Here is a 13,373-nt window from a genome sequence, read left to right on the forward strand (position 1 = left end):
GTATACTATCCGTTTTTATGGGCAAGGACAGCGGAAAGGAACATAAAGCCTGGCATAACGAAACTATGCAAAAAGCTTACTTCACTTGAGCATATTATATTCTAACCACATAAAAAACATAAGTAGCAATATACAGAAACCTACTTTCAAACAAATTCTAAATAATTTTGATTGATATAAACTAAGTACCACTATCAATAGTCACTCAAATTATTAGCTAATCAACTGTTTTATATGCAATATATCACATCACCACATGTATTTATTTTAATTAGATAGTTAGGATAACGCTTTATCCATCATTCGCATTATCAACACTTGGTAATTAATCAATAATTATTATCTTGCATTAAGCGTTTAACCCATAAACCCTAAAATTATGACTGAATCTGGCCAGACAGGACCATACATTTCTATCAGTCCTTACGCAACTTACCCAACAGCCAATCATCAATTGGCTGTATCACCTGTACAACATTCACCAACAAACATCTTAAGGCCCGGCAAAACCCTTGTAAAGTATGCCTGGCCTGTATTTTCTGAACAATAGCAGAAGTATAAAAGCACAAGGGCTTACTGCCGGCAGGTTCAACATTCCCACCATGGGAAAATGTACTTTTTCCGCCAGACAGCCTTTCCTACCGTAGGAAAACCTGTTTTGCACGCCAGAGAAGCTATCCCACCATAGGATGTAATAGCATTTACGCCAGTCACTCTTTCCCATGGTAGGAAAGGCTGTCTTTTCAAAAAAACATGGTTTCCCATCATGGGATTAGGCATTATTTCAGGCAGGCACAATTTCCTGTGGCAGGATCGACGGATTTCTGCAAAGCCTAATTAAAGTTGCTTTTACACATAGCAAATCACTAATCAGTAAATAACAATATTCTTTATCACCAATAACTTAAATCTTATGCTAATAGAAAAAGTCCTTAAACATATGCGGGTTGCCGATACCGTTCATTTAGGAAATGTAATACTGGATGAGCTTGAGAAAACAACCATTGAAGATGCATATATTACCGCCATAAAAAGCGAAATGAGCACCATCTGCATTGGTTTGGCCGGCGCAGTTAACGATACAAAAGTGCTGTCGATGCTTGAAAAATACGATGCACTGCGCGATAACACCTATCGCTCATTACTATACCTCAACAAAGGTTTCCTACTGCATCCCGATGCAAAAATACGAGCAGCTGCCAGTGAAGTACAGCAGGTACTTGATAAATATGGCTTTAGCCTGGTTAACCACAACTATGCATCCGAATCCACCCTAATAGATGCCTTTATCAGGGATATGAAGATGCCATTGATAGCACCCAATGTAACGGTTTTGCCTGGTTTATCAGCAATATTGAGTCAGTTGCAAACCGACCAGGACCTGTTTAAAAGTGCCGAGAGAAGCTGGCACGAGGCACGCGCCGAAGACGGCAAAACCCTTAATGCTACAGCCCTTAAGCACGAGCTGATGAAGGTGATAAATGACAAACTGGTGCTTTACCTGCGAGCCATGGCACAGCTCAATCCGGCCACCTTTGAGGCCTTAAGTAATAATATCTCCATGCACATCAGAAGGGCCAATGAGCTGGTTAAAAGGCGTAGCAGCAGTGAAGAGGAGGTAGAAATTGGTAATTAATTATTCATCCGGTTGATAAAGGATTATTTAGGGTGCCGTTTAGTGGCACCCTTTTCTTTTAGTCAGGCAGTTCATTAGCCCTTTTTTTGAAGCATAATAACCGTTTCGCCCTCCTCCATAATATCACCGGAAGCGAAAGTACGCACTTTACCCTGAGGGTTCTGAACCAGTATTGGCAGGGTGTGGTTTAAATCTTTAACATGCTGTTCCACCCATTTTTCACAAACCATCTCTTTAACTACAGGTGTTTTGATTTCTTCGGTTTTATCATTCCCAATATCCATAAACCATTTAGCCAAACGCGGATGACTGGCAAACAAGAGAGAAGCTTCAAAGCGTTTAAGCAACTCTGCGCCCGCCTTTGCCTCTTGCTGCACAATGGCCACATGCACATTGGGTACCAGGTATGAATCTTTTGACATTTGGCCGGCCAGCAGGTTCACCTGGCTATTGGTGGTAAGCCCGATAAAGGTATGAATGTGCTCCATCGACAGTTCATCCTGTGTTTCTTTATTCAAGGCATTTCCCAGGATACAGTTAAAGCCCTGCTCACGGGCTTTAGTCACGTGGGTACGGTTATTATCCACCATTGTTACTGGCTTGTGTGGCGCCAGGTATTTAGCCATCAACAAGCTTAGCGAGTTAACACCCAGAAATAGAACCCCATCGCGCTGTTCCATGTATACCAGTTCATTGCGTTTACGCAGCCATTTCGTAGTCCAGTTGAGCAAAACCGGCACTGTCAGCGTGGTAAAAATGGCCATGAATACCAATATGGAAAAGATGGTTTGGTCTATAATACCCATCTTCAGGCCTATCTCGGCAATAATGATTTCAACAGCTCCACGCCCGTTCATTCCTGTACCAATGGTAATGCCTTCGCGCCAGCCATTGCCCGAGGGCATGTAAAACAAGGCCGTGCCTACTATCTTACCCACCACGGCCAATCCGGTAATAAGCAACAACAAGCCTAAATCGGTCTGAAATACGGTGATATCTACAAAAAAGCCAGCCGAAACGAAGAAAACAGGCGCCATAAAGCCAATAGACACATCGTAAAACGCCTTGTTCAGCTCCTTTGAAATCGTTTTGGAAAAGAGTTTATCCTTCAGAAACAGTCCGGCCATAAAAGCTCCCAATATACTGTGCATACCCGCCAGTTCGGCCAGTTCGCAATAGCCAAAGGTGACAATTAGAATAAGCGTAAAATAGGCAGTGCTGTTTTTAAGGCCTGAGCGCGACAAGTAACTACCAACACGTGGCAACACAAACAAGCCAATGCTGATGGTGATACCAAAAAAGAGAATAATTTTACCCCCTATCATCAGGAGGTTAGTTAGGTTCAATGAGCTCGATTCAGCAAAATTGGTGATGCCCGAAAAAATGACCAGAGCCAGCACATCTGATATCAACGCCCCTGCCATCAGTACATAAGCAATGCGTGTATTTAGCAGTTTAAGGTCGATCAATATGCGGCTTTTGGTGGCCAGTGAAGTGACCCCAATGGCAATGGCTACAAATAAACCAGAAATAGGCGTACCACCCGTCCACACAATGGCATAATAACCAAGTGCGAAGGGCACCAGGAAACCACCCAAGGCAGCCAGTAAGCCTGGCCACGAGGCCTTTTTTAAATCATGAAATTCTATCTCCATACCGATGTATACCATCAGCAGGATAATGCCTATTTCGGCCAGTACTTTAATGGATTCGGTGCTCTCGATAACTCCAAGTAAGCTAGGACCTAGTATGATACCGATCAGCAATTCGCCGAGGATAGCCGGATAACCTATTTTGCGGATTAATGCCCCGCCAATATAAGCCGACAGCAGTACCAACGATATATTCAGGATATTAAGGTGAAAAACTTCCATGGCGATGAGATTAAGTTGCTAGTGCTTTAATTTAGCAAAATTCCTGACAATAAACGATAGTCGGGTCTTTTATTTCAGCATTACGCTGACCAAGCATTGACAACTCTCAACCTATACCATTATCCTTCTCACTCCAATAAAGCCCGGCAACTAGCCTAACGCTTAACTATTCCTTGCTATCCCGTGTTATGTGCACATTAAAGCCAGGTGCCTTGTAGTCTTTAGGCAAATAATCTGCAGGAATCGTACTCATGTTGCCATCTCTGGCGGCGCGGTAATGTGGCGACAGTATCTCCACGCCACGCTCACTGCATACATCCTGTATGTGCTGATGCAAAGCCGAATAGATAAGTGCCTGCTTACTGGCCTCACGTGTATAGGCATTCAGCTGATACGACACATAAAAGTCATCAAGGCTGGTTTGCAACACAAAAGGCTGTGGTTGTTCCAGCAGCATATCGGTTCGTGCAGCGGCTTCCAGTAATACCTCGTGCATCAGTTTCCAGGGCACATCGTAACCAATGGTCACGGTGGTGTGTATAATTAATCCCCTCTCCTGGGCTTCGGCACTGTAGTTAGTGGTATTGCCGGTAAGCACCGATGAGTTAGGAATGGTGATGATTTCATTTTTAATGGTTCTTACCCGCGTCACCAACAAGGTTTTCTCAATAACATCCCCCGATATATCGGCAATTTTAATACGGTCGCCTATCTTAAACGGACGCATGTAGGTAATCACCAAACCAGCCACCATATTGGCAATAGCCGATGATGAGCCCAGCGAAAACAGGATACCAATAAAGACCGAAACACCTTTAAATATATTGGAATCAGAGCCCGGCAGATATGGAAAAATCAGCACAAACATAAATGCATAAAGCAAAAACTTGACAATGCTGTAGGTAGGCATGGCCCAATCGGCATGAAAGCCCGATATCTTTAGTTTCTCTGTCTGTATTTCCCGAAAAATATACTTCACAAAACGAATCACATACTTCATCACAAAGAATATGACCAGGATGCTAAACAGGTTGGGCAAATAATTCCATACAGCTAACAGGACGCTTTTAAAAGGCGACCACACCAGATGAAACAAGGCATTGGCCCAATCGCGTGAAAACGGAAAGATACTGAAAATGATGGGCAGCGTGATGTAAAGCAATATAATGTAAACCACCCAGCGAACAACCCTTACCAGAAACAGAATCCCGGTTAATTCCTGATCAGCCGTAAGGAACGTATAGTCTTTATAAGATAAGTCCTTTAACCATACACCCTTCTTTTGCTCAATGAAGTTCAGCAGTTTGGCATAGCCCTTTCCAATGAGCCATATAATCAGCCAGGCAATGGCCATCACCAAAAGCACCCAGCCCAGCCGTGCAGCAAACTTAAACAGGCTGTTTTCCTTCTTGGCATTCACAATAGAATGGGTGATAGCTTCCCTGTATTCATTGGCCAGCTGGTGCATACTTCGACCATACCACAAAGCATCATTTTCGGATACACTCATGATAATCAGTTCGCCATAGACAATATCAAACGTATTTTCAGCCTTAACTACCTGTATTGAGTCTACTTTCAGAAAATCATCTTCATACAGCTGCCTGATTTTACGATTAGTACTGTTTGCCCGTTCATTGGGGGTAGCTGCCCCAATTTTAGAGTATACAATAAGCAAAGTATCTTTCATAACCCCTACCACAGGGTAACCTTTAGCTGTAGCACGTAAGGCATTTATCTGTGCTTTTTTATCAGACAAGCGCTTTTGCTCATTTTCATCAATAGCTTGCAGCTGCTTTTGAAGGTCTTCCTTCTGCAGGTTATCGGTGGTTTTAAGTTTCAGCAACTGCGCCTCCAGCTCAGATTTTTTAAGCGAATCAGCCTTACGCTGAGCATCAACCTCCATAAGGCGCTGACGGTACTCATTCAGTATTATCCGGTTAAGCGAGTCACTCACTTGTATAACACTATCTTCCTGCCCCATAACCAGCATACTGCTTAGAGCAAAAACGAGCACTAAACCAATTCTCAAAGACTTTATCATGAACAACAATATAACTGATAATTATAGGAAAAGAAAGGCCTGATTTAAACGTCTGACATGGTTGATTGTTTTAGGTTTCATTACAAAAGAGCATTCATTATAGGGCATTCGCTTTGAAAGATTCTCCCTAAAGCTCGTGCGAAGAAAATTCTGGAGCCTCGCGAAGAATAAACTGAGGCTTCGCACAGAAAAATCTGTACTTTTGATAGCAAACAAAAATCGTTCATGTCAGAATTAAAAATATATCGTGCATCAGCGGGCTCCGGTAAAACGTTTACCTTGTCCTTTGAGTTTATCAAACTACTGTTTCAAGAGCCACAAAGCTACAAAAGCATACTTGCCGTGACTTTTACCAATAAAGCCACTGCTGAGATGAAAAGCCGTATACTGGATAAACTTTATGCCTTATCGGTCGCTGAGGCCCCCGATTACCTGCCCGAGCTGATGAAACTACTGGATAAACCAGAAGCTTATATTCGAAAAGTAGCCAGGAACCTCTTGATTAATATACTGAACGATTTCTCCAAGTTCTCCATCAATACCATCGATAGCTTCTTTCAGAAGGTGATACGCTCATTTGCCTATGAAGCGAACCTGCCGGCCAACTTCAAAGTGGAGCTCGATTCAGACAGGATACTGGCACAGGCAGTGGATAACCTGCTGCGCGAACTGGAACTAAAAGGCAACGAGGACCTAAAGGAATGGCTGATTAAGCACACTTTGTCGAAGATAGAAGAAGGTAAAGACTGGAATATTGCCAATGAGCTAAACTCCCTTGGCCGCGAGGTGTTTAAAGAGGAGTTTCAGAGCCTGAAGCCGGAGGTGTTGCAAAAGCTGCGTGACAAAAAAGCCCTGAACAGCTACCGCCTGCAATTGAAGCAGATGGCAGATGATTTTGAGGCAAGCATTCAGTCTGCTGCTCAAAAAGGCCTTGATGCGCTTAAATCGCATGGCATCAGCTGGGATATCCTGCAAGGTAAATCGCGCTCGCCACTTAAGAAGCTCGAAAAACTGGCGAATGTGACTAAGGCGGCTGATTATCTGGAAATCTTAAAGCTGGAACCCTTAGTGAATAATCCAGAGGCAGCTGGTCATAGTAAGAACAGTGAATCGGACAACAGCCTGATTATTGACTGCTATAACAACGGCCTTAACGATTCATTGCAGCAGCTTTGGAACACTCTGGAAGAAAATAAAACCAACTACTTTACAGCGAAAGCTATCCTGTCGAACCTCAATGCGCTGGGCATTATTACTGACATAGCCCTGAAGGTGAATGAGCTGGCACGTAATGAAAACCTGTTTCTGCTGGCCGATGCCAACCGCCTGCTTCACCAGATTATTGATGAAAATGAGGCCCCGTTTATTTACGAGAAAACAGGTACCCGTTTTCAGCACTACATGATTGATGAATTCCAGGACACCTCGCGTTTGCAGTGGGACAATTTCCGACCACTGTTGCAGAATAGTGTAAGCGATGGGCATACAGCACTAATTGTGGGCGATGTAAAACAATCAATCTATCGCTGGCGTAATTCGGACTGGAAACTACTGAGCGACCAGGTGAATAAAGACTTTCTGTCGCACGGGCTTACCAACCTGACGCTGGATACCAACTGGCGTAGTTCGGAGCATGTTATCACCTTTAACAATTGCATATTTGCCGGAGCAGCCCGTATGCTGCAAACCGAATTTATCAATTCGTCCAAAGAGGCCATTGATGAAGCCGATATACCCGATGACCTTCAACAAAAGATTAGTACAGCCTATAGCGACACCGTTCAGCAGGTGGCTGCCAAATCAATTGGTTCGGGTGGTTTTATCCATGTTGATTTTCTGGAAGGTAAAAACGCTGAGTTCAGAAGCAATGCCACCAAGGCTGCGGTGTTGCAAATCGAACGCCTGATTGATGAAGGGTACAACTACCGTGATATATGCATTCTGGTACGCAAAAAAAGTGAAGGCACCGAAATAACTGAAGCTTTGCTGTCAGGCAGCTTCTCACCCACCGAACGGAAACATCCGGTAATTTCCAATGAAACACTGCTTCTTAGCAGTTCGCCGGCCGTTAATCTGGTTGTGCAACAGATTAAGTACATCCAGGAGCCCGATAATGAGGTGTTTGAAGCCTTCATCAGGCTATACAGCCATTTTTATAACACTCAGCAAGCCCATGAAGTAAACTACTGTGATACAACAGTGCTCCATGAGAATAAAGAACACTTTGATGAACTGTCTGCTCAACTGCTTGAACTAAAAGGTCAGCCTCTTTTCGAGATGACCGAGGCACTGGTTCGCCGCCTGCCCGATGAACTGCATCAAAACCAGTTTGTATTTCTGCAGGGTTTATTGGATGCCGTGCGCGATTATGTGACCAACTACTCGGTAAATGTGCATGATTTCATTAACTGGTGGAATGACAAGGGACAAAATACGGCCATCTCTGTGCCCGAGAATCAGGATGCCATTAATGTGATGACCATCCATAAATCAAAAGGACTGGAATTTAAAGCGGTTGTGGTACCATATTGCAACTGGGATTTGGATGACAAAGGCCATGGCAGCCTTATCTGGTGTCAGCCCCGGGTGGCTCCTTTCAATCAACTTGATTTGCTCCCGGTTAACTATTCATCCACCTTGCTGCACACCCAGTTTGTTGATGAGTACCTGAATGAACGCCTGCATCAGTTTGTTGATAACCTCAACCTGCTGTATGTTGCTTTAACCCGCGCCGAGGAGAGCCTGGTGATAATGGCTGAGCAACCGGCCAAAACAGGCGGCTTGAAAAATGTTTCGCACCTGTTATTCCGCATCATCAGCCAGTTTAATATGCTATCGGGACTTGACGAACGGCTTATTCAGCAGTTAACCGAAGCCTGGGACGACACAGAAAAAAGCTATGAATTTGGCAGTATACCCAAACAAGCTCAAAAAGCAGTACCGGAACAAACGGTTTCTGTTCCTTTCAAAACCACAGAGCTGGGCAAGCGCATTAAAATACATCCCGAAAGCGTGGCCCTTAGCTCACCTGAACATTTGAAACACCTGAAACATGGTAAAGTTATGCACCGCCTGTTTGAACTTATTATCACCAAAGATGATGTTGAATCAGCTATTACCAAACTTATTCTAAATGGCCAGATTAAAACTTCAGATAGGCATAGTCTTCTGGATTTTGTGACCGATAAAATTAATCAGGACCAGGTCAAAGAGTGGTTCAAATCCGATAAACATATCATCAATGAAGGAACCATTTTGGTACCAAGCGACACCTATCGCCCCGACAGAGTGATTGTGACAGATACAAAAGTAACCGTAGTGGATTATAAGTTTGGCGAATTAAAGGATGATAAACATGCCATACAGGTGAAACGCTACATGGATTTACTTAGGAAGATGGGCTACAATAATATAGAAGGCTACTTGTGGTACCTTCGTGAGAAAGATGAAGTGATAAAAGTAGGTGATCAGCATGTTCAGGGAAGCTTGTTTTAAGCATAGCTATATGGCAATTACAAGCCATTCAGCTATTACATAAAACAACTAATAAGACTATGGCAAAAGCACAAAGCATTATCAAAAACCCACCAATTTAATTGAGAGTAAGAATAGCTTTGTGCGTATTGCCTGTTTATTGACCTTATTTCATCAGGCGTTCATTTAGAGAAATAGAAATGGAACGTTGTTTCTGTTTACCTAGCGGCTGAATGACCAGCCAGCCATGTTCGGTACCCTCCAATTTATTAATATGAGCTTCAAATGGCAGCTCTTGTATGGATAGGCGCTTTACATCAGGCACAAACACCATGGTAGGTGCATCTGTTAATCCATCTTCCTGCCACGTCATGCTAAAAAGACTACTTTCTTGCTCAAACTGATAGTTCAATAGCCTCCCGTTTGTGCAAACCGGATAAGGCCGCAATATTGCTTGCTGGAAATAGCCCAGCTTCTCAGTTCCTTCATTATAGGACCAATAAGCCTGACCAAACTTGTACTGTTCAATCAAAGAAACTGCATGCTGCGCAACCGGAACGATATCTTCTGAATGATTGTAAAAGGCACCCCACTCTCCCAGCCAAACAGGCATGTCTAACTGCTCACCCTTCTCTTGAATCCGGCGGTAAATAAAATTAACACGCTCATTACTGGCCGCTGCTGCATCATGTGTATCTGTCACCAGATCATAACCATGCGGCGCATAAGCCACTTGCGAATCGGGTGTGCCATCCTCCAATACAACCCGCTGAATACTGCTTCTCACCCCCATATTACCAAAGTAACTGTGCTCAAGAAATAAAACTGACCTTTGATCCACCTGCCTAATAGCACTGGCCACTTTTTGATACATGGCCTGCAAATGTGTCGACTCAAATTGTTGATTCACCTCCTGCAATGCGTCAATAACAGAAGCATAACTGGCTTCATCAGCTAGTTCCTTTAAGGCTTCAGTCCGCTTTTGTTCATTACCCCAGGTTAATGCCAATTCTTCTTCCGACATCACAACACCATGCTTTTGATACATCATTGTACCATAGGCATTCAATAGTGCTGGCATGGCCAGTTGCGCAGAAGAGCCAGAAAAGGGCTCATTCATGATATCATAGCCAATCACGTTTGCATGGTGAGCATACCGTTTGGCAACATGCTGCCAAAGGTCTGCATAATGGTCCTGAATACCTATCCCATCGCTTGCAGTTGAATTATTCCAGAAATGATCGAAAGCTGTTTGAACAGCATCACTTAAAAGGTAGGCATCACTCCAGATGGCACCTGTGGTATGTGGCTTACCATCAGTAATGGTTGCCCACTCTGGCGCTCCATCGGCTTATTTAACGCTGTACAAATCCTGATGCATATCAAGGACCACAAACAGACCATTATCGGCCGCCCATGCAATGCGCTTATCCAGTTCCTTTAGGTAGGCTTCGTTATATACACCCGGCTGAGGTTCCAACCCATCCCATATAATCCCCAAACGAATACAATTAAAACCCTGCTGCTTTAACAGCTTGTAGAATTCCTGACCACCTTTATACAGGTAGTTGTCATCTTTGTTTTTATTCACCACATTAATACCATTCAATATAACCTGACGACCATACTGATCAATAAAGATGTCGCCCTTAACTGTAATTTTTGAAGGCATTGGCACACCACGCTCATTGGTACACGACCAAAACAACAAACCAACCAATAGAACTATTGCAACTTTTTTCATATAATATGTCATTCTGTAATGCATTAAATAAATCCTTTCTCAACCATTTCTATAGCTTAAAACCATTAAGCCAATAATGGTTCAAACATAGCTATTCAGTCATTATTATGAATTGAAATCAAAAGCTTTGGGATAAAATGCACCTATTTGGGATGAATGATACCAGTTGAATTAGCTGCAACTGGAAAGCCCTTCTGTCTAAAAATTGTTAGGCAGAGGAAGTGAGAGAAACCGAATAAAATAAAGCCAGGAATTTACCAAAGCATTAGGTCATAAAAAAAGAGATGGTTACAAAACTACCATCTCTTTTTCCTTTGCATTAACACTACATCCAAAATGGCAGATTCTAACTGTTTGGCTCAAACACAAACACCTCTGAGTCGTTTCGTACCGGAATGAACAGCTGTTCAAAATGTTTCACTATATGCGGAAACTGCGTAGCTATGTTGTTTTGTTCGCCAGGATCGCTTTCCAAATCATATAATTCAAGTGTTGCTTTCTCCGGAGTGAGCACATTGTATTTCACACATTTCCAATTCCCCATCCGGATGGCTTGTCTACCATTTAACTCATGAAATTCCCAATAAAGGTACTCATGCTGCTGTTGTGAGTCTTTTCCAAGTAATGTGGGAACCATCGAAATGCCATCGATCTGCCAGGGAACATTTGCACTGGTTAATTCTGCCAGGGTGGGCAGCCAGTCCCAAAATGCCGAGATGTGTTCCGTTTGTCTTCCCTCCTTTATAACGCCTGGCCAGCTTGCAATTAATGGCACGCGGATTCCTCCTTCGTACAAATCTCTCTTGTAACCTCTATAAGGTCCGTTACTATTGAAATAATCGGGCTGTGCACCACCTTCCTTATGTGGTCCGTTATCCGATGTAAAGATGATTAACGTATTATCGGCAATACCCAGCTCATTTACTTTATTCATGATGTCTCCTACCTGTTCATCCAAAAGGTGAACCATGGCAGCAAAAGCCGCATGCGACTCCGGTTGTGAACCATATCCACCATTGCGATACGCAGGTCCGTCATCAACGCCTTTGTAGTTATGCTCAGGTTCATATTTACCACGATACAAGGCCATGTATTCTTCCGGAACCAGCAGTTCAGCATGCGGAATAATCGTTGGTACGTAACAAAAGAATGGTTCATCGTGATGGGTTTCTATAAACTCAATTGTTTTCTCATGTATTAACTGAGGAGCATAGGTACCAGCGGCTTTCCCTGCATTGGCTTTTAGCACCAGGCTATCCTGATTATTGCGCAAAAAATAGGGATAGTAGTTATGGCCTATGCGCTGACAGTTATAACCGAAAAAGGTATCAAAACCCTGATTATTCGCATCTCCTTCTGAGCCCGGATAGCCCAGCCCCCATTTACCGAATGCTCCGGTAGCATATCCTTTTTCTTTCAATAGCTCAGCCAATGTCACCACCTCTGCGCTCATTGGATACTGGCCTTCTGGCAGCACCTCTTTATTGCCCCGTATAAAGGTATGGCCTGTATGCTGGCCGGTCATCAAAGCTGAGCGTGATGGTGCGCACACGGTACTGCCCGAATAATGCTGCGTAAACAACATCCCCTGCTGAGCCAGTTTATCAATATTTGGTGTTGCAAACTTGGTTTGTCCGTAGCAACTTAAATCACCATACCCCAAATCATCGGCCAAAATAAAGATGATGTTGGGAGATTTTACTTTATCCGCATCGCCGCAACCTGTCAACAACGCAATCCCGGCACATATCATCATTATTACTTTGCCTGGTTTTAACTTCATAATTCCGCTTCTTATTTATTTTGAAATGGTTTATATACTCTCACATAGTCAAACAACACCTGATCCGGAAAATCCGCCGTTCGGTAATCACCTCCCCATCCGGTGAGTTCAGCACTTAATATCATGTATTCCTCAATATTTGATACAGCCTCTTGGGTGCGCCAGGTTTCTATACCGTCTACATAAAAGATATATTCATCTTTGGTCCACTCCACACCAAATGTATGAAATCCCCTATTAATGCCATCCACCTTTACCTTTGTTCCCGCATGCTGATGCTTTTGCTTATAGCCATTCCAGTGCAGGTTATGATACACATTGTTGAGTCCTTCAGCAATATGGTATTCAAAAATATCAATCTCGGTTCCATATTGTTGTGGGTTGTCCTTCTCTTCATGTATAGTTGGCGATTGCAACCAGAATGCTACATGCGGCCCAGGCTGCACATTCATCTGCGCCCGGCATTCAAAATAACCATACTTCGTCATAAAAGTATTTTGTGTGCCAATCTGGCCAATGGTGTACATAGTGTCGACCTGCATTACCTCAATAACCAGATGCCCTTTGCCATCTACAAAACAATTATCGGTTCTAACATACCCAACGTTTCGCTTATTTCCCGTATCCCGGTAGTTCCATTTAAGCGTATCGATAGCTTTTCCATTAAAATCATCACTCCATACCAGTTCATAATTTTTTAAAATATGCTCTGGCGTCTGAGCTTTTATGGCTACTAACCTTAAGGCAATAAACGCCAACGTTGCTGCTATCTTTATCTTTTTCATATGAATTGTAACAATGCCATGCCAACAGCCAAT

At 43.2% G+C, this 13,373-nt stretch carries 8 protein-coding genes and 1 pseudogene; 3 read left to right on the forward strand and 6 right to left on the reverse strand.

Annotated elements, in window-relative coordinates; all coding sequences use genetic code 11:
- The first annotated feature begins 379 nt into the window (after positions 1–379).
- Together KDU71_RS03240 and KDU71_RS03245 are read left to right on the forward strand one after the other, a co-directional pair.
- Positions 380–550, forward strand: coding sequence for a hypothetical protein (locus KDU71_RS03240; protein ID WP_212188465.1), 171 nt, complete (start codon positions 380–382; stop codon positions 548–550).
- A gap of 363 nt (positions 551–913) precedes the next feature.
- Complete coding sequence (locus KDU71_RS03245) at positions 914–1,636, forward strand: DUF6261 family protein (RefSeq protein WP_212188466.1); 723 nt, start codon at positions 914–916, stop codon at positions 1,634–1,636.
- 74 nt (positions 1,637–1,710) lie between these two features.
- Here KDU71_RS03245 and KDU71_RS03250 read toward each other — a convergent pair whose 3' ends face one another.
- Complete coding sequence (locus tag KDU71_RS03250; protein WP_212188467.1) at positions 1,711–3,510, reverse strand: cation:proton antiporter; 1,800 nt, start codon at positions 3,508–3,510, stop codon at positions 1,711–1,713.
- A gap of 166 nt (positions 3,511–3,676) precedes the next feature.
- The gene (locus tag KDU71_RS03255; RefSeq protein ID WP_212188468.1) at positions 3,677–5,554 is read right to left on the reverse strand and encodes a mechanosensitive ion channel family protein; all 1,878 of its coding nucleotides are present in this window, start codon (positions 5,552–5,554) and stop codon (positions 3,677–3,679) included.
- A gap of 225 nt (positions 5,555–5,779) precedes the next feature.
- Here KDU71_RS03255 and KDU71_RS03260 point away from each other — a divergent pair, with 225 nt between their 5' ends.
- Positions 5,780–9,049, forward strand: coding sequence for a UvrD-helicase domain-containing protein (locus KDU71_RS03260; RefSeq protein WP_212188469.1), 3,270 nt, complete (start codon positions 5,780–5,782; stop codon positions 9,047–9,049).
- Between the two features lie 145 nt (positions 9,050–9,194).
- Here the strand turns inward: KDU71_RS03260 and KDU71_RS22970 are convergent, their stop codons facing one another.
- From KDU71_RS22970 to KDU71_RS03280, 4 genes and pseudogenes are all read right to left on the reverse strand, one after another.
- Entirely contained in the window at positions 9,195–9,476 is a 282-nt protein-coding gene (locus tag KDU71_RS22970) for a hypothetical protein (RefSeq protein ID WP_262898247.1), read from the reverse strand.
- Between the two features lie 48 nt (positions 9,477–9,524).
- Positions 9,525–10,796, reverse strand: a pseudogene (locus tag KDU71_RS22975) (glycoside hydrolase family 5 protein); the annotation flags it as partial.
- Between the two features lie 322 nt (positions 10,797–11,118).
- On the reverse strand, positions 11,119–12,555 hold the full coding sequence (locus KDU71_RS03275) for an arylsulfatase (RefSeq protein WP_212188472.1): 1,437 nt from the start codon (positions 12,553–12,555) through the stop codon (positions 11,119–11,121).
- Positions 12,556–12,566: 11 nt separating this feature from the next.
- Positions 12,567–13,340, reverse strand: a complete 774-nt coding sequence (locus KDU71_RS03280) for a glycoside hydrolase family 16 protein (RefSeq protein ID WP_212188473.1) — start codon at positions 13,338–13,340, stop codon at positions 12,567–12,569.
- Positions 13,341–13,373: the final 33 nt, after the last annotated feature.

The organism is Carboxylicivirga sediminis (assembly GCF_018156225.1).
GTDB lineage: Bacteria > Bacteroidota > Bacteroidia > Bacteroidales > Marinilabiliaceae > Carboxylicivirga > Carboxylicivirga sediminis.